The sequence below is a fragment of the Cellvibrio sp. QJXJ genome, from assembly GCF_024452345.1.
Classification (GTDB): Bacteria; Pseudomonadota; Gammaproteobacteria; order Pseudomonadales; family Cellvibrionaceae; genus Cellvibrio.
The window spans coordinates 2788264-2804964 of the sequence record NZ_CP101662.1 but is presented as its reverse complement, the minus strand read 5'-3'; the positions used below and the strand labels follow the sequence as shown (position 1 = coordinate 2804964).

At 49.5% G+C, this 16701-nt stretch carries 17 protein-coding genes; 4 read left to right on the top strand and 13 right to left on the bottom strand.

The features are described 5' to 3' along the window. Positions 1–75: 75 nt before the first annotated feature. Positions 76–912 (bottom strand): AraC family transcriptional regulator, encoded by an 837-nt coding sequence (locus tag NNX04_RS12310; RefSeq protein ID WP_261945945.1) that lies wholly within the window; start codon positions 910–912, stop codon positions 76–78. A 124-nt stretch (positions 913–1036) separates the two neighbouring features. Here NNX04_RS12310 and NNX04_RS12305 point away from each other — a divergent pair, with 124 nt between their 5' ends. Further along, positions 1037–1468: an organic hydroperoxide resistance protein gene (locus NNX04_RS12305; RefSeq protein ID WP_040391165.1), complete on the top strand. Its 432-nt coding sequence runs from the start codon at positions 1037–1039 to the stop codon at positions 1466–1468. A gap of 51 nt (positions 1469–1519) precedes the next feature. Continuing rightward, positions 1520–2452, top strand: coding sequence for an alpha/beta fold hydrolase (locus tag NNX04_RS12300; RefSeq protein ID WP_261945944.1), 933 nt, complete (start codon positions 1520–1522; stop codon positions 2450–2452). 78 nt (positions 2453–2530) lie between these two features. On the opposite strand, the gene NNX04_RS12295 is transcribed toward NNX04_RS12300, so the two are convergent. Both NNX04_RS12295 and NNX04_RS12290 read right to left on the bottom strand, forming a co-directional pair. Beyond that, complete coding sequence (locus tag NNX04_RS12295; RefSeq protein ID WP_261945943.1) at positions 2531–3727, bottom strand: acyltransferase family protein; 1197 nt, start codon at positions 3725–3727, stop codon at positions 2531–2533. 99 nt (positions 3728–3826) lie between these two features. After that, positions 3827–4423 carry a CIA30 family protein gene (locus NNX04_RS12290; protein ID WP_261945942.1) on the bottom strand — a complete coding sequence of 199 codons (597 nt, stop codon included), beginning with the start codon at positions 4421–4423 and terminating at the stop codon, positions 3827–3829. Between the two features lie 196 nt (positions 4424–4619). Here NNX04_RS12290 and NNX04_RS12285 point away from each other — a divergent pair, with 196 nt between their 5' ends. Further along, positions 4620–6248 (top strand): RNA polymerase sigma factor, encoded by a 1629-nt coding sequence (locus NNX04_RS12285; RefSeq protein ID WP_261945941.1) that lies wholly within the window; start codon positions 4620–4622, stop codon positions 6246–6248. Positions 6249–6272: 24 nt separating this feature from the next. Here NNX04_RS12285 and NNX04_RS12280 read toward each other — a convergent pair whose 3' ends face one another. The 4 genes from NNX04_RS12280 to NNX04_RS12265 form a co-directional block, all read right to left on the bottom strand. After that, positions 6273–6692: a group II truncated hemoglobin gene (locus tag NNX04_RS12280; protein ID WP_261945940.1), complete on the bottom strand. Its 420-nt coding sequence runs from the start codon at positions 6690–6692 to the stop codon at positions 6273–6275. Between the two features lie 99 nt (positions 6693–6791). After that, complete coding sequence (locus NNX04_RS12275; RefSeq protein WP_261945939.1) at positions 6792–7109, bottom strand: CcdB family protein; 318 nt, start codon at positions 7107–7109, stop codon at positions 6792–6794. Further along, the gene (locus tag NNX04_RS12270; RefSeq protein WP_261945938.1) at positions 7109–7354 is read right to left on the bottom strand and encodes a type II toxin-antitoxin system CcdA family antitoxin; all 246 of its coding nucleotides are present in this window, start codon (positions 7352–7354) and stop codon (positions 7109–7111) included. The genes NNX04_RS12275 and NNX04_RS12270 overlap by 1 nt, the downstream gene beginning before the upstream one ends. A gap of 68 nt (positions 7355–7422) precedes the next feature. After that, positions 7423–8076 (bottom strand): DsbA family oxidoreductase, encoded by a 654-nt coding sequence (locus NNX04_RS12265; protein ID WP_261945937.1) that lies wholly within the window; start codon positions 8074–8076, stop codon positions 7423–7425. Positions 8077–8337: 261 nt separating this feature from the next. Between NNX04_RS12265 and NNX04_RS12260 the strand changes: the two genes are divergently transcribed. Continuing rightward, entirely contained in the window at positions 8338–9591 is a 1254-nt protein-coding gene (locus tag NNX04_RS12260) for a hypothetical protein (protein ID WP_261945936.1), read from the top strand. Between the two features lie 104 nt (positions 9592–9695). Here NNX04_RS12260 and NNX04_RS12255 read toward each other — a convergent pair whose 3' ends face one another. From NNX04_RS12255 to NNX04_RS12230, 6 genes are all read right to left on the bottom strand, one after another. Further along, positions 9696–11075, bottom strand: a complete 1380-nt coding sequence (locus NNX04_RS12255) for an 8-oxoguanine deaminase (protein WP_261945935.1) — start codon at positions 11073–11075, stop codon at positions 9696–9698. A 9-nt stretch (positions 11076–11084) separates the two neighbouring features. Beyond that, positions 11085–11843, bottom strand: coding sequence for a TetR/AcrR family transcriptional regulator (locus NNX04_RS12250; RefSeq protein ID WP_081489649.1), 759 nt, complete (start codon positions 11841–11843; stop codon positions 11085–11087). A gap of 75 nt (positions 11844–11918) precedes the next feature. Next, positions 11919–13004: a BMP family ABC transporter substrate-binding protein gene (locus NNX04_RS12245; RefSeq protein WP_007639904.1), complete on the bottom strand. Its 1086-nt coding sequence runs from the start codon at positions 13002–13004 to the stop codon at positions 11919–11921. Between the two features lie 63 nt (positions 13005–13067). After that, positions 13068–13982, bottom strand: a complete 915-nt coding sequence (locus NNX04_RS12240) for an ABC transporter permease (RefSeq protein WP_261945934.1) — start codon at positions 13980–13982, stop codon at positions 13068–13070. 29 nt (positions 13983–14011) lie between these two features. Then, positions 14012–15091, bottom strand: coding sequence for an ABC transporter permease (locus NNX04_RS12235; protein WP_261945933.1), 1080 nt, complete (start codon positions 15089–15091; stop codon positions 14012–14014). Beyond that, the gene (locus tag NNX04_RS12230; protein ID WP_261945932.1) at positions 15081–16640 is read right to left on the bottom strand and encodes an ABC transporter ATP-binding protein; all 1560 of its coding nucleotides are present in this window, start codon (positions 16638–16640) and stop codon (positions 15081–15083) included. The genes NNX04_RS12235 and NNX04_RS12230 overlap by 11 nt, the downstream gene beginning before the upstream one ends. Between the last annotated feature and the right edge of the window lie 61 nt (positions 16641–16701).

The window sequence follows — 16701 nt, the reverse complement described above, 5'->3', positions numbered from 1 at the left end:
GGAAATTCAGAATTTAATCAATCAATAGCGTGAGTATTTCGCATAAGTTAATCCCGCTGAAAACCGATGGCGGGATTAATGTTTTGCAGCCTGACTTTCCTTCAGCCACTGCATAGGCGAAAGTCCGCATTGCGATTTAAATGCGCGCGATAGTGCGGCTTCGCTGCCGTAGCCAGCTTCTTCTGCGATTAATCGCAACGGCTGGCCGTTCTTCAGCCATTTCTGCACCAGACCAATACGCCACCGCTGTAAATAATTCGCGGGTGTATCGCCTACGGCATCGCGGAATTGATTGGAAAAAACACTGCGCGACATGCCTGCGATTTTCGCCAGCCGTTCGACCGACCAATCCTCTTCCGGTTTTTCATGCATCGCCACTATCGCGCGGCGCAATTGTGTGTGGGCGAGGCCCGCTAATAATCCCAGTTGTGGGCTGTCGCTTTCCATCAGCCCGCGCAACAACTGAATCAATATCACCTCGAACAAACGGTCGAGCACGGTCTGGCGCCCGCAGTTGTTGGCCTCGGCTTCTGCAAACAGGAGTGAGAGTAGCGCGACGCTGTCCGGCAGTTGGGTGAGCGGCATGCACAGGCAATCCGGGAGGGCATTCAGCAGCGGGTTGGCCGAGCCGCCTTCAAACAAAATATGCGCACACACAAAGTCAGCGCCATGTTCGCGGTCGGTCACAAAACTGTGGGGTGTCGGGCGCGGATAAAACAGCAGGCTCGGCTCCTCAAGGTCATGGGCTTTGGTGTGCCCATGCCACACCTCCGCTTTTCCTCGCTTCAATAGATGCAGCTGCCCATAGGGTTTGCTGCCGTCCAGCGTATTAATGCCGCACAGCGGGCCGGTTTGGAAGGTTTGGGCGCTTATCGAAAAGTGCCCCAGAAGTGCTGCCAGGCGATCAACCATAAAAATACGATTCGTTAAATATTGAATACTAATTGTATCAGTTCGTATTTATATATCCAGCACAATGCTCCTCGTCAACAGCAACAAACAAACCTCAACCAACATCCAAACAGGAATGCAGATTATGAAACCTTCACAAATTCTCTATACCGCAAACGTAGTTTCAACCGGTGGCCGCGAAGGCCGTTCAGAGTCCAATGACGGCGCCTTGTCAGTACAACTTTCTACACCAAAAGCGCTTGGCGGTGCCGGCGGCTCAGGCACCAATCCCGAGCAACTGTTCGCAGCCGGTTACTCAGCCTGCTTTTTAGGTGCACTCAAATTTGTTGCAGGCCAGGCGCGGGTACAAATACCAGCCAGCGCACAAATCGCAGCAGAAGTAGGCATCGGCCCAATCCCAACCGGTTTTGCACTGCGCGTGAAATTAGAAATCTCGCTGCCTGGTTTGCCATTAGCGCAAGCACAAGAGCTGGTTGAAAAAGCGCATCAGGTTTGCCCTTACTCGAATGCAACACGCGGCAATATCGATGTCGAGTTAGTGGTTATCGAAAACTAAATTCATTCACACTTTCGTATTGAAACTTTTTAATTATTTTGGAGATTAATCATGAAAAAATTTATGCATATCCTCAGCGCTTTTGTAATCACCACCGCAACCTCTTTTGTCACCCTGCACGCGCAGGCTGCCGATAAAATTGAACACACCGCCAGCACAGTCACCACACGCGACGGCGTACAAATTTATTACAAAGATTGGGGCCCAAAAAATGGCCAAGTGGTGATGTTCAGCCACGGCTGGCCGCTGAGTTCCGACAGCTGGGAATCACAAATGCAATTTCTGGCAGAAAAAGGTTATCGCGTGGTTGCACATGACCGTCGCGGCCATGGACGATCAAGCCAACCATGGGACGGTAATGATATGGATCATTACGCCGACGATTTGGCCGATGTAGTCACCGCGCTCAAACTGGATGATGTCACGTTGGTAGGTTTCTCCACTGGTGGTGGTGAAGTAGCTCGTTATATCGGCCGCCACGGCACCAAACAAGTTAAAAAGGCTGTGCTGGTCAGCGCCGTGCCGCCCATTATGTTGAAGACCGAAAGCAATCCGAACGGATTACCGATTTCAGTTTTTGATGGCTTACGCAAAGCCTCCAACGAAAATCGCTCACAATTATATTTGGATATCGCTTCCGGCCCTTTCTTTGGTTACAACCGCCCGGGCGCAAAACCATCAGCAGGTGCAATCCAATCTTTCTGGAGACAAGGCATGCTGGCCGGTGCAAAAAATACTTACGATTCTATCGCTGCATTTTCAGCGACTGATTTTAGAGGTGACTTGGCCAAATTTGATGTACCGACCTTGGTAGTCCACGGCGACGACGATCAAATCGTACCGATTGAAACCTCCGGTAAAGCATCTGCGGCCTTGATTAAAGGTGCAAAATTGTTGGTATACCCCGGCGCACCACACGGTTTGGCGGATACACACAAAGATCGCTTGAATCAGGATTTGTTGAATTTTTTACAGCAGAAGTAATGTTCGCCAGATTGCAAAAAAAAGAGAACTGGAGCTTGGCTTCAATTCTCTTTTTCTGTAATAGGTAAGCCATTACCATCACCTAACTCGCGGCTTACGCTTTCCATTCAACACCATTCCAATGACGGTTGATCGCACCAATACATCGTAGAGCACTAAGGATAATGCAATAGTAATTGCGCAAATGGCGACTAACTTTATCGACCAGTGCAGTGGTAATTCGGCAAAGGCGATTTGCAACCAAATGACGATGGGTAAATGAATAAGGTAAAGCCAATAGGATGAGTCGGCCAGATAGCGGACAGTTTTGCTCGGGCGATTAAGAAAGTGCTTAAAGAGTCCGATAGTGAGCGAGACCAGCGACCACATCATAATGGCATAGCTGAATACAAAACCGGTTTTAATCAGTTGATAATGCGGGTGGGCGAATTTTATTTCAAAACGGGCGAGCAGGTTAGCGGCAACTATCGCGAGTAAGCAGAGCGCGAACTTACCCCAGCTTAAGCGAGTAAAATTTTCCAGCAAATTTGTTTGGCGTTGCAGCAGCCAACCGAAAATAAAAAATCCGCTGTAGATGATCGTTACAGGAATGTGTGGCACCAGTGACTTGTCGGGTGTATCCATGCCCCAGTGGTTCATAAACCACAGGCAAGCTGCAGTGGGAATGGCAACCGCAAAAATAGCAAGGCGCGAGCTACACAACCAATGCATAGTGTTTTCAGCGAATTGAACTATTTTTTGTTCTGTCGATTTGTGCATGTGAAAAATAGAATGCATTAATACGATGCTCAGACTGATCAATAACAGGTAATACAAAAACCAAAGGTGCGTACCAACCAACAGATCTTTTGGCAAGTCGCCCAGTGTGGCGAAACCGGCCCGCAATGCATTTAAAATATTCACTTTACCGCGCATACTTTCCGCGCCCATAATCCAGCCGGAAACCAACAGCGGGCGCAATAAAAACCAACCAATTACAAATGGGATCGCAATGCGCACCAAGCGCGACTGCAAAAAACCGGGTACATCGTCGCGATGAAATGTCATATGACTGAAAAATCCAGCAAGCAGAAAAAATAATTCCAAGCGAAAGGAGTGGCTGATCATCATAAATATCGACACTGTGGAACTCGTCGATATGTCCATCACCGCCCAGCCAATGAAAATAGGCAAGAAGGATATGCTGGCGTGAAAAATAATTCCCAGCAGTAGCGCGAAGGCTCGGGCTGCATCTAAATAGTCGAACCGCTCATTGTGTTGTGATGAGATAGTCATAGCGTCGTTTCAGTTGATTGAATAGAGATTTGCATGGAGCCTGGGCTATTGCGCGGTAATTACCCGGCAATACTATTTGCCGGGCTTTTGCTTTTTTGATTAATAGAAACTCACTTCATCCACAGCGAAATCGAAGGCACTTTTTTGCAAGCCAAAGGCGACAATGCTCAGGCTGTTGATGGTTTTTGTGTTGAGCGGCGTCTGTTCCGACCAGGCGCGTTTCATGGCGGCGAAGGGGATTTTTACCTCGTGGAATTTGCCATCAGCCATTACTGTGATGGGCGCGGCGTGGTAGTCAAAATTGGTTATCTCGGTGCTATTGGCAGAAATTGACATGCTGCCGCTGTTGATTTTTATCAGCAGGCGCACGCCTTCGAATGCGCTTGCATCCTTGGGCAAGCTTTGCGAATCAAGAGGCAATATCATGCTTGCCCAACCCGGCTGGCCGCGTGGTGGAATAATTTCACCCTTGGCGTTGATAATGCCCTGAACAACTGCTTGTGCGGTTGTCGTGTTTCCCCCTGCAAGGGTATCGTTTAGGAATTGGCGTGGAATACCCAGGTTGTTATTGCTGGCATCGCTAAAGTCGTCGATTAACGGGCTCAAACCCCCGCCAAAGCTCGCGCTAGAAAGAGTGAGTATTGCCGCTAAGCCCAAATACCGAATAAAAAGATGTTTAACAAAAAGATGTTTCATAAAGGGTTTCCATGGTTAATTGGGAACATTAAAACTGCCGATAAAAAATCTGTGGCGATTCCTGGTCGTCACAACACTTAAGTGCCCAAAACCAGCAAGAAGGTGACAGATTTTTTTTGATAAATAATTGAAAAATCCTTGTCACCTTTAGTGGGGAGCTGGGCACTTAATGGTTCCAGCGTAGAGATGGTGAGCCATGAGTATTTTTAAAAAACGAAACCGCATCATTGATTCGAGTGACGCCGCCTTGGTGATGGCCTCATTAGGGGGGGATCGCGATGCCTTTTGTAAAATTGTTGCGCGCTACCAAAACCTGTTGTGTTCCCTGGCTTATTCATCCGTTGGGGACTTAAAACACAGCGAGGACATAGCACAAGAAGCCTTTATCGAAGCATGGAAAAAACTCGACACTCTTAATGACCCGGAAAAATTAAAGTCATGGCTGTGCGGGATTCTGCGGTTTAAAGCGAGCCACTTTCGCCGCAAAGAGGCGACGCAGCCGGTGAGGGGCGCCGATGAATTGGATGAGTTAGATGAGCACGCCAGTGGGCATTCGGCGCAGGTAAAAGTTGAAGATGCAGCAATCAGTGCGCAAGAACAGGCATTGCTTTGGCAGGCACTGGAAAAAATGCCCGACACTTATCGCGAACCTTTGATTTTGTTCTACCGGGAGCATCGCTCGGTGGAGTATGTCGCCAGTCAGTTAGATCTGTCGGAAGACACAGTGAAACAACGCTTGTCGCGCGGGCGCAAGCTACTGCAAAAAGCGATGGTGACATTCGTGGAAAATACACTCGCAAAAAGTACACAGGGCGCGGTGTTTACGCTAGCGGTAATGGCGGCCATCACCAGTATTTCTCCGCCGGTAAAAGCAGCAGCCATGGGCGCAGGGGCGATAAAAACCGGGTCGCTGTTCAAGTGGGCCAGCCTTGTCGTTGTCTTGGCTGCTTTCTCGGGTATTGTCAGTTCGTTCTTCGGTGTAAGGGCAGGTTTTGATCAGTCACGCACGCAACGCGAGCGCAACAGTGTGATCATTTACACCGCGCTTTTTTTTGCAATCACGATTTTATATGTAGTGGCTATGTTTGGCTTGAAGCACATGGCGTTAAATGATGTTGGCAATGCCGGTATTTACGCCGCCGTTTCGCAACTTGTGGTGTTGGGGCTGGTGCTGAGTCACATCGTTCTAGTAATTCGCATGCTGCGCGGAATGCGCAAACTCAGGGCCGAGGAGCGAATATTTAATCCGCAGGCATTTCAAGGCGAGGCAGATCAAATCGGCGCAAAACAACGGGAATACAAAAGCCGTTTTTGTCTCGCTGGAATTCCTTTGCTGCATTTTCGTTTTGGCATGCCGGAGCAGGGCGACAAACCTGTTGTAGGTTGGATCGCCGGTGGCGACTACGCCTATGGAATGTTGTTCGCTTGGGGCGGCGTTGCGATTGCCCCTGTTAGTGTCGGCATTATTTCTGTTGGCTTGATCAGCGTCGGCGCCGTGGGCACAGGCTTGTTTGGTTTGGGCACAATCGGCATTGGCGTCATCGGCTTTGGTGCTTCAGCAATAGGCTATAAAGCCTACGCTACTTTTTCTGCTCTCGGCTGGAACAGCGCTTTTAGCGGCATTGGTTTTTCTATTGCGAATGAAGCGGCCATTGCGCCATTTGCTTTTGCAAAACATATCAATAACGAACAAGCCGGTGAAATGGTAAACCTCACCATCATGGGCCAAAGTTATCTTTGGATTTTAGCGATGATTGCGATATTAGTGATTGTTCCTGCTGTTTTGCATTCGAATAAAGTGAGGCAGAGAATGAGGAAAAAATAAATCGGGGATTGCAGCTATATTTTTCTATACTGCCGGTTTTTTACTCGTCGCAAAAATCCGCTCAGCGGGAATTTTAAGTTGAGCTAAGAGATAAGTTGAAAATTCCGGTGAATAATTTTGCTTGTCAATCGCGCGCTCCATACACAACAACCACGCATCGCGCTCGGCTTCACCTATCGGCAAGTGCGCATGATCGCGGGGAATATTAATGCCGCCATATTTTTCATGATAAAGCCCCGGCCCGCCCATCCAGCCGCACAAAAATAACGTGAGTTTATCGCGCGACTCGCTGAGATCGGTTTTGTGCATCTTGCGGATAATCACCGCTTCCGGCAGCGTATCCATTTCCAAATAAAAATCATCAACCAGTTGGCGTATACCGTCGATGCCGCCTGCGGCTTGAAAGGAAGTGTCGGAAAAGCCGTAGAGGGGAGTGTTGGACATTTGGAAGCCTATAACGATTACAAGAAAGGTAATTATTGTTGCAGTGTTGGTATGTCGAATACTGCAGAAATATAAACGCAGTATTTGTGCACGGTTCTGTTAAATGCCCGTAAGCAGAAAATCCAAGGCATTGAGTATTTCAGTTCTTGCGTACTCAACATTAGCAATGGCTTTGCCTAGCTCTTTGCGTTGAATGCCTGCCAGTTGAGGTGTCAGTATTAAATAATCAGTGCCTTCGATATTTATGGTGGGCGTTAAGTGAGTTAACGCCTTATCTTTATTGCTTCCCAGTTTTTTGAGTGGCACTACAACCGTTGTTTGTAGCGAATCGAGCAGATTTGTTTGGATATCCAGGAGCAGAGGAAATGCTTTATTGCTCTGTGAGTTTTTGTTTTGGTAAACCGTAAATTGCGCCATCAAAAACTCCGCAGTCCATCGCTGAATACGCCATTGTTATCAACAGATTTGTTGTAGGCCGCAATAGCCGTTTTATTCTGTTCCAGCCATTGCTGCGCTTGCTTGGCCTTTAGTTGGTCTGTCAGTGCCTGTTCTAAAGCAGCGGAAAGGTTAATGTCCAAATCCCTGGCTTTCTTCAGTAAGTCACTGTTTACACTAAGGTTTGTGGCTTTCTTCGGGGCGTTTTGATCATATAGCGCAAGCATAATTGCCTCCTTCATGTAATGCGCATATCGTATGCGCATCATGCCCTTGGGTCAAATGCGCTCACTGTTTAATTAGCTTCCTCTGCAAGCTGCTGCAAAATCTGTTGGTAATTCTCAGTGCCTTGCGCACCCGTCACCAAGTGGCGGCGATTAAATACCATCGCCGGTACACCGCGAATGCCTGCATCGATCCAAAACTTTTCGGCAGCGCGCACGTCATTGGCAAAACGTTGATCGTGCAATACGGCTAAAGCTTCCTCTCGCGCCAAGCCAATTTCGGCGGCGATATCGGCCAGCACTTCATCGTCCGATAAATTTTGGCGATGAGTAAAATGCGCTACAAAAAGCGCTTGTTTCAAATCCTGCTGGCGCCCTTGTTGATCAGCCCAATGCAGTAGTTGATGCACATTAAAAGTATTGTGCATACGCATATCATCAGTAAAGCAAAACTCAAATCCCAGCTCCGCGCCTACCGCCGTTATATGGTTTCGGTTAGCGTCCGATTGCTCTTTAGTTGAGCCATATTTCTCTGCCAAATGCTCACGCAAATTTTGACCCTCTGCAGGCATATCGGGGTTCAACTCGAAGGGATGCCAGTGAAGCTCATAGGGCGTTGCGGTTTGCTTTAGTGCTTGTTCCAGCTGTCGGTAGCCAATAATGCACCAAGGGCAGACAACATCGGACACTATGTCTATGCGAAGTTTGTTTGGGGTGGTGGTCATGGGGGAGGCCTGTGTAATGAGTTAATCCAATTGTAAACCCAACCGATGCTGGATTTGGTGTAATCTTTGGTAATTGATTGATTTGGTTTTAATTGGTATTGCTGTCATGGTTTGTAGGAGTGTTTTTTCGGTCAGCGGGGGGGTGATGAAATTGCAGTTGATATATGATGACTGCACCATAGTAAACGCTGTTTTTTGATGTTTTCTTCAAAAAGCTCCAAATAGATGAACAACCTCTTTATGAAATTTGTAGGTGTTTAAATGGCAGGAAATAGAACCGTTTTAGTTCCACTTGAGTCCTGGGCCTACTCTTCACCAGAGCTAATGCTTTCAGGAAGGCAAATTGATATTGGGTTATTCGCAGAAGCGTTAATTTATTATGATACCGTTTTAGTTAATCCATCAAATCAATATCAGTTGGCTGATTTCATAAGTTGGTTTATAAGGCAAGGTTCATTAAATGATTTTTATATGCTCTTAAATGAAGGGAACTTGAAGATATATGAGTACTCATTTATAAGTACTGCTATAGAAAAAGATGGTGAGTATTCTTTATGGAACATACAGGATACATTGCAGGCAAAAAAGGATTCTTTTGAGGAGCGATTTCTCTATCATAGTTCGATAGAAGAATTGTTTTCTAAGTCTAGACAAAGAAAATATTTATATTCGGCTTTTAGAGATAATGTAATAGAAGTTAAGTCTGATGATTTTGGTTCTGCAATCGAAAACGCGAGGGCTGACTTTAAAGATCCCAGAAGGAATAGCCTTATTGTTCAGTCTTTTATCGATGAGATATATCGAATTAAAAATTTTGGTCGTCCCCCGCAAGTTGCCACCACCATTAGTGACTCACCTTGTGGGACAAAGCAAACACTTTCTTTTAATGTAAATTTTGAAGAATTGAATAAAATTGCCGGCGGTCAGATTAATTTTCATAAAGCCACCCCGCTTACTGCGTCAGCTCACTCAAATAGATTAATTTGGTCTGCATCCACAATAAAAAGTGATCTCTTTCTGCCACGACCTATGGGTTCGCTTGTTGGTGACAAGCTCTATGAATCTAAAGAGCGAATAACAAAATCTGGGAGTATTATCGAGGAATTAAAAGAGGTGGTAGAGTTTCCAGATGTTAGAGGATTGGTGAATTCAAATAAACTATCTCTTAAAGACATATTGCTAATTAGGAAAAAAGCAAAAAAATTCCGTCATTGGCTGCAGCAAGAGAATGGTCGTGATCGGGATGCATTAATTGCATATCATAATGAAGTTGCTAAGGAGATAGGGCTTATAGTAGGGGCGCGCAAAGCTCTAAGTATTTTTGGAGTCATAGGCGGTAGTGTTGTGGGTGTGGCCGTTGCAGCTCAAGCTGGAGATACTATGGGTGCCATTACGGGAAGCGCTGCCGCCTATCTTGCAGATGTTGGCTCTAAAATAGGGAAAGATTGGAAACCGGTTATTTTTGGTGACTGGTTAAGAACCAGAATTGAAAAAGTTATTGCAGATGATGAGTGAGTTCAGCTGGCAATTTTTAGCGAAATTAGCTTTTTGTCAGTATTGGTGTCTTTCTGATTCTATTTGTTGCTTTGGCGGCTTGCTTCGCGAAGCCGCCCTACATTTTAATGTGCAGCCATCTCTCTTAATCTTTTCGCCGCAACCCCATGCCTTGCCATCACATCATTAATATCTACATCCACCATCTCACCGTTTTTCACTTTCCATTCGCCAGCAACCATAACGTAATCCGCTTTGTGGGCGCCGCACAAAATTAGCGCGGCGAGTGGGTCACCGTGGCCGGAGAAGCGGGGTTCGTTTAGAGAAAATAGTGCGAGGTCTGCCTTTTTGCCGACGGCGAGTTCGCCGAGTTCGGGGCGGTGTAATAATTTTGCGCTGCCTGAAGTCGCGAGTTTTAGTGCGTCGATATGCGTGAAATTTGCGGAGCCGTAGCGCAGTTTTTGCAGCAGCATGGCTTGGCGGACTTCTTGAATCATATTTGATCCGTCGTTGGATGCGGAGCCGTCTACACCCAGGCCGACAGGTGCACCGGCGCGTTGTAAATCGCGGGTGTGGCACATGCCGGAGGCGAGCAGCATGTTGGAGGTGGGGCAGTGGCAGACGCCGACGCAGGCGTGGCCTAAGCGTTCAATCTCTTCTTCATTAAAGTGAATGCCGTGGGCGAGCCAGACGCGGTTGTTTAACCAGCCTACATCATCCAGATAATCCACCGGGCGCATGCTAAATTGTTTCAGGCAGAAATTATTTTCATCTTCGGTTTCACCGAGGTGCGTGTGTAGCAATACATCTTTTTGTTGCGCGAGTACGGCGGTTGCGCGCATTAAATCGGGTGTGACGGAAAACGGTGAGCAGGGCGCGAGGGCGATTTGGCAAAAGGAATCTTCGCTGGTGTCGTGATAGCTATTAATTAAGCGCTCGCTTTCGCTCAGGATTTTTTCATCGCTTTCCACTACCGAATCCGGCGGTAATCCACCTTTGGATTGGCCGAGGCTCATGGAGCCGCGTGTTAAGGTAACGCGATTACCGATGGTTTTGGCGGCGGCGACTTGTGCGTCTATCGCGTGCGGCATAATGCTGCTGAATACGTAATGGTGATCCGCGGCGGTGGTGCAGCCGGAGAGTAATAATTCACTCAGTGCTAATTGTGTGGAGGCAAAAATGGCCTCGTCATTTAAATTCGCCCACACGGGGTAGAGCGCTTGTAGCCAGGGAAATAATTCTTTGTTGAGTGCACCCGGCAATGCGCGGGTGAGAGTTTGGTAAAAGTGGTGATGGCAATTAATCAGGCCGGGCAGAATGACATGGTCGGAGGCATCAAAACTGTAATCGTAGGTGCTGGCCGGTGTAGCACCGGCGGCGACCAATTCGATAATGTTATTGCCTTGAATCACCAGGCCATTGCTGGCGTCTTGTGTATTGCCTGTCCAGCAGGCGCGTGGGTTTTTAAGCCAAAGGGCGTTGCTGTTTGATGAAATCATTGTCATGGGTGTTGATTACTTAACCGGTGGTTTCAGGCCGCAGCCTTTTAAAATCATTTGGCTTAAAAAATCCGAAATATCTTTAATCATGTCCGGTTCGTATTCTGCGCGGTTCATGACGGTGAGAATTTTTACATCAAAATCCGCGTAGTGTTGGGTGGATGCCCAAATTAAAAAGATCAAATGCATGGGGTCAACTTTGTCCATGCGGCCCTGTTCAATCCACTGTTCGATAATCTGCGCTTTGCGCCGTACAAATTGACGCATCTCGGTGCGGATATAACCTTTTAAATGTGGTGCGCCCTGAATCATTTCCATCGCGTACAATTTTGATGCGCGGGGGTTGGTGTAGGAAAGCTCTACCTTTTTGCGAATAAAACGATCCAATACTTCTGCGGGGTCATCATCCACGGTGATTTCACCGAGCAGGTCGTTCCATAAATTAATAATGTTATCCAGCACCGCTACATATAAATTGGTTTTACTTTTGAAATAGTAGTGCACGTTGGCTTTGGGAATGCCCGCGCGGTCGGCGATATTTTGAATGCTGGCGCCGCGAAAACCGTTTTGCACAAATTCTTCTTCGGCGGCGTTAATAATATTGCTCAGGTTGCGGTCGCGAATTTTGCCCGGTTTGTATTTGCCGGTGGGCGTTTCAGTGGGGTTAAACTCCGGCTGGGCTTCTGCTGGTTTGCTTGCCATAGTTTTTCCGGTTCCTTGTTTGCTGCTTGTCGTGGCGGCAGGTTTTTTTTCGGCGGTGGTCTTAATGGCCATTGTTATTGTTTCTCGCTGGGTGTTTTTATTGGTGGCGCGCTGGCAGCGCATAAATTCGTGCCGCGCGCCAGGCAATTATTGCGGAATTTTCCCCTCTATGCCTTTTACGTACCAGTTTTGTTGGTGCAATTCTTCATCGCTCAGGGTTTTGCCCTCGGCGACTTTTAATGCACCGGCTTGATCGTAAATAGGCCCTTGGTACACAGCGCGGCTGCCCGCAACAATTTCCATTTTATACGCCTCCATTTTCTCCACAACCTCTTTTGGCACTAGGGGGTTCATGGGCGATAGTGCTACTACACCTTCACGCAGTCCGTGCCAAATCGCTTCCGGCTTCCAGGTGCCATCCAATACTGCCTGGATTTTTGCGCGGTAAATGGATTCCCAGTGTTGCGTGGACGAGGTTAAATGGGTTTTGGGGCCGTAGGCGCTCATGTCGGAATTAAAGCCCACCGAATAAACCCCTTTCGCCTCTGCCGCTTGAATGGTTGCCGCAGAATCGGTGTGCATGGTGATTACATCGGCGCCTTGCAAAATTAAACTCTCCGCCGCTTCACGTTCTTTGGCTGGATCGTGCCAGGTATTGACCCACACCACTTTCATTTTGATGTCCGGGTTCATCACCTGGGCGCCGAGCATAAAGGAGTTGATGCCGCGAATCACCTCGGGAATGGGAAATGCGCCCACATAACCGATCACATTTTTTTTGCTCATGGCACCGGCAATCATGCCCGCGAGGAAGCGGCCTTCATAATCGCGCGCTTGATAATTGCCGACGTTGGCGGCGGTTTTATAACCGGTGGCGTGTTCAAATTTTACCTTGGGAAACATCTTGCCCACTTTGATGGTGGGGTTCATGTAACCGAAGGAGGTGGTGAAAATTAAATCGTAACCGCGTGAGGCCATGTTGCGAATCACGCGCTCGGCATCGGCACCTTCGGCCACACTTTCGACAAAAGTGGTTTCGATTTTATCGCCAAATTCTTGCTGCACAATTTTGCGCGCTTCGTCGTGTTGGTAAGTCCAACCGGCATCGCCAATCGGGCTTACATAGACAAAGCCGACTTTCAGCGGAGCGGCAAATACATTGGCGCTCAGTGTTAGCAGTGCCGCCGTGGCGCCCAGCACACGGAGAAATTTTTTGCGGGTTAACAGCGTCATGGTGGTTCCTCTTTTTTAGCGATTTAGCATCATTAACAAACAATTTATTTCGGTGAATGCTTTTTATTTTGGTGAATGCCACGGCTGCCCGAGTGAGCGCGGGGCGAATAGGCCCTGGTTTTGTTGGCGATACATCATGAGTACCAGCACCACAATGGTGACCACATAGGGCAGCATGGCGAGCAGGTTGGGCGATATTTCGTAGCCGTAACCTTGCAATAACAAATGCAAAATACTGGCGAAGCCAAACAACCAGGCGCCGAGCAAAATGCGTTCGGTGCGCCAACTGGCAAATACCACCAGCGCAAGGGCGATCCAACCGCGCCCGGCGGCGATACCTTCCGACCACATGGGTGTGTAGGCGAGCGACAAATAAGCACCGGCCAAACCGGCCATGGCGCCGCCAAACATCACCGCGCCGTAGCGCACGCGCATAACTTTGTAACCCAGTGCGTGGGCGACATCGGGATTTTCGCCCACGGCGCGAATAATTAATCCCAGCCGCGTATAACGCATCACCACAAACACGGCGGCAAAAAGCGCAAAGGCGAGGTAGACCAGCAAGTCCTGATCGAACAGGGCTTTGCCAATGAGCGGTATATCGCCCAGCAGCGGAATTTTTACCGTGTTAAACCCGGTGATGGTTTGGCCGACATAACCTGCCCCCAAAAATGCACTTAGACCGGTGCCAAAAATAGTGAGCGCAAGGCCGGTGGCAACCTGATTGGAAATCAGTGTGAGCGCGATAAACGCAAACAACAGCGACACCACCACCCCGGAAATGACTGCCGCAAGCACACCCCAACCGAGGCTGCTACCGGCGTAAGCGGCGATAAACCCGCAGGCCGCGCCCACCAGAATCATGCCTTCCTGCCCCAGGTTTAATACCCCGGCGCGTTCCGACATCATCGCCCCCAAGGCCACCAGCAGTAGCGGCGTACCGGTGCGCACCATGGCGAAGAGAATGTTTTCAAACATGCCGATATCCATACATCTATACCCTTCGTTTATACCTTGTATTCTTTTATGGTTGGGTTACTGCCGGGTACCAGGCGATAGCTAATCAGCAGGTCGCAGGCCAGCAAATAAAACAGCAGCATGCCCTGGAATAATCCGGTGATGGACTTGGGCAGGCCCTGATCGATTTGCGCCATCTCGCCTCCCAGGTAAGTAAGCCCTAACAGACAACTGGCAAGCAGGATGCCGAGCGGGTGCATGCGTCCCATAAACACCACAATAATCGCGGCATAACCGTAGCCCAGCGAGAGGGTGGGAATCAGTTGTCCCACGGGGCCATTGGTTTCGGAAATGGCGGCGATACCGGCCATTGCGCCGCTGAATAACAGCAGCAGCCAGATGAGTTTTTTGCCGTTAAAACCGGCAAAGCGTGCGGCGTTGTGATTCTCGCCCATCACCCGTAATTGGAAGCCGAGCAGGGTGCGGGTGAGCACTACCCAAATCACCACCAACATAAACAGCGCGATAAAAATGGCGATGCTCACGCGGTAGTCCTCAAACAACACCGGCAACAAGGTCTGGCTGGCAAAGAGCGCGGACTCGGGAAAGTTGAGCCCTTCCGGGTCTTTGAGCGGGCCGTGTACGCCCCACAGCAACAGGTTCACAGCGATATAGTTGAGCATGATGGTGGTGAGGATTTCGTTGGCGTTAAAGCGCGTGAGCAGAAGCGCGGCAATGCCCGCCCAGACCAAACCCGCCAAGGCGCCGCTGGCGATAATCACCGGCAGCACCCAAAACCCTTCGCTATCCGCCAACTGCAAGGTCACTGCGCCGCCAATAAGCGCGCCAAATACAAACTGGCCTTCGGCGCCGATATTCCAGATTTTGGCTTTGAAGCAGAGCGTTAACCCAATCGCACAGAGCAACAGCGGGGTGACTTTTACAGCGAGTTCCGACAGGCCGTACAAATCGCTAATCGGGGCGATAAAAAAGGTGTAGAGGCTGCCCAGCGGCGGGCGCCCGAGCAGCGCAAACAACAGCGCACCGGAGACGAGCGTGAGCAGCAGGGCGAGCAGGGGCGACAGGTACATCATCGCGCGGGAGTCTTGCAGGCGTTTCTCAATGCGCATGGGCAACCTCCGCTGCTGTGTTGTCAGCGAGGTGGCTGCCAAAGTTGCCGGTCATCCACTGGCCGAGTTGCCCCAGTGGCACCTCCGCTTTAGCTGCCAACGGTGACAGGCGCCCGCCGCACAGGGCGCCGAGGCGATCGGCCAATAAATACAATTCGTCCAAATCTTCGCTGATCACCAAAATCGCGGTGCCCTGGTCGCGCAATTTAATCAGCTCCTGATGAATCAAATTCGCCGCGCCCACATCCACGCCCCAGGTCGGGTGAAAACACACCAGCACCTTCGGGTTTTGCAGAATTTCACGGCCGATAATAAATTTTTGCAGGTTGCCGCCGGAGAGGCTTTTGGCGCTGGCATCGGCGCCCGTCGCTTTGACTTTGTATTTGGCGATGATGTCGGTGGCGCGGTTTTTAAGTAGCGGCCAATTCAGCCAGCCGAATTTTCCGCTTTGGTTGATGTAGCCAGTGAGTAGATTATTTTCGGTCAGGCTCATATTGCCCAGCGCACCGCGCCCGATCCGGTCGGCGGGCACCACACCCATGCCCAATCGGCGGCGCTGTTGCACGCCGAGTTGGCCAACATCTTTGCCGCCCAATAACAGGCTGCCGCTATCGCTGCGCAGCTCGCCGTTAATCAAATCCACCAGTTCGTCTTGCCCGTTACCGGCCACACCGGCAAGGCCAAGAATTTCGCCCGCGTGTAACTGCAGTTGAATGTCTTGCAGGTGAATCGCAAATGCATCGCGCGGTTTCACCGTAATCTTATCGAGCGCGAGCAGGCATTCACCGGCGCTGCCGGCGGGCATGGAATCCTGCAATTCCAATTCATCGCCCAGCATCAGGCGCGCCATTTGGGTGGGGCTGGTTTCACTCGGCACACAGGTGCCGGTGACCTTACCGCCGCGCAGAATGGTTGCCTTGTCGCACAGTGCATTCACTTCGTGCAATTTGTGCGAGATAAACAAAATGCTGCACCCTTTGCGCGCAAGTTTTTTCAGCACTGCAATCAGCTGCGCCACTTCCGGCGGCGTGAGTACGGCGGTGGGTTCGTCAAGAATTAGCAGTTGGATGTCCTGCAGCAGGCAGCGAATAATTTCCACCCGCTGTTGTTCGCCCACCGACAAACTGTGCACCAAACGGTCAGGATTTATCGCCAGGCCATATTCATCGCCCACCGCGATAATACGTTCGCGCAATCGCTCCAAATTGCCGTATTCGGCAGGCGTTAAATAGAGCGCGATATTTTCGGTCACGGTCAGGGTTTCAAACAGGGAAAAGTGCTGGAACACCATGCCCATACCCAATTGGCGCGCATGGGCGGGGCCGCTAATGCTCACTTCTTTATCGTTCCACAGCATTTGCCCGGCATCGGGTTTTACTACGCCGTAAATCATTTTCATCAAGGTACTTTTACCGGCGCCGTTTTCGCCGAGCAGCGCATGGATCTCGCCCGGTTCAACCTGCAAGCTCACGCTGTCGTTAGCGATACAGCCGGGGTAAGCCTTGGTGAGCGCTAATAGCTCAAGGCGCATGGCCTTTTTTTCAGACATAAATCAACTCGCTCATAAACCTGACTATCTGGACAAAAAGATAAGTCGGGTTGAGCAAATT

Bases quoted from the DNA above. Each gene is read 5' to 3' on its own strand.
- NNX04_RS12310 (WP_261945945.1), bottom strand. From the start codon at position 912: ATGGTTGATCGCCTGGCAGCACTTCTGGGGCACTTTTCGATAAGCGCC.
- NNX04_RS12305 (WP_040391165.1), top strand. From the start codon at position 1,037: ATGAAACCTTCACAAATTCTCTATACCGCAAACGTAGTTTCAACCGGT.
- NNX04_RS12300 (WP_261945944.1), top strand. From the start codon at position 1,520: ATGAAAAAATTTATGCATATCCTCAGCGCTTTTGTAATCACCACCGCA.
- NNX04_RS12295 (WP_261945943.1), bottom strand. From the start codon at position 3,727: ATGACTATCTCATCACAACACAATGAGCGGTTCGACTATTTAGATGCA.
- NNX04_RS12290 (WP_261945942.1), bottom strand. From the start codon at position 4,423: ATGAAACATCTTTTTGTTAAACATCTTTTTATTCGGTATTTGGGCTTA.
- NNX04_RS12285 (WP_261945941.1), top strand. From the start codon at position 4,620: ATGAGTATTTTTAAAAAACGAAACCGCATCATTGATTCGAGTGACGCC.
- NNX04_RS12280 (WP_261945940.1), bottom strand. From the start codon at position 6,692: ATGTCCAACACTCCCCTCTACGGCTTTTCCGACACTTCCTTTCAAGCC.
- NNX04_RS12275 (WP_261945939.1), bottom strand. From the start codon at position 7,109: ATGGCGCAATTTACGGTTTACCAAAACAAAAACTCACAGAGCAATAAA.
- NNX04_RS12270 (WP_261945938.1), bottom strand. From the start codon at position 7,354: ATGCTTGCGCTATATGATCAAAACGCCCCGAAGAAAGCCACAAACCTT.
- NNX04_RS12265 (WP_261945937.1), bottom strand. From the start codon at position 8,076: ATGACCACCACCCCAAACAAACTTCGCATAGACATAGTGTCCGATGTT.
- NNX04_RS12260 (WP_261945936.1), top strand. From the start codon at position 8,338: ATGGCAGGAAATAGAACCGTTTTAGTTCCACTTGAGTCCTGGGCCTAC.
- NNX04_RS12255 (WP_261945935.1), bottom strand. From the start codon at position 11,075: ATGACAATGATTTCATCAAACAGCAACGCCCTTTGGCTTAAAAACCCA.
- NNX04_RS12250 (WP_081489649.1), bottom strand. From the start codon at position 11,843: ATGGCCATTAAGACCACCGCCGAAAAAAAACCTGCCGCCACGACAAGC.
- NNX04_RS12245 (WP_007639904.1), bottom strand. From the start codon at position 13,004: ATGACGCTGTTAACCCGCAAAAAATTTCTCCGTGTGCTGGGCGCCACG.
- NNX04_RS12240 (WP_261945934.1), bottom strand. From the start codon at position 13,982: ATGTTTGAAAACATTCTCTTCGCCATGGTGCGCACCGGTACGCCGCTA.
- NNX04_RS12235 (WP_261945933.1), bottom strand. From the start codon at position 15,091: ATGCGCATTGAGAAACGCCTGCAAGACTCCCGCGCGATGATGTACCTG.
- NNX04_RS12230 (WP_261945932.1), bottom strand. From the start codon at position 16,640: ATGTCTGAAAAAAAGGCCATGCGCCTTGAGCTATTAGCGCTCACCAAG.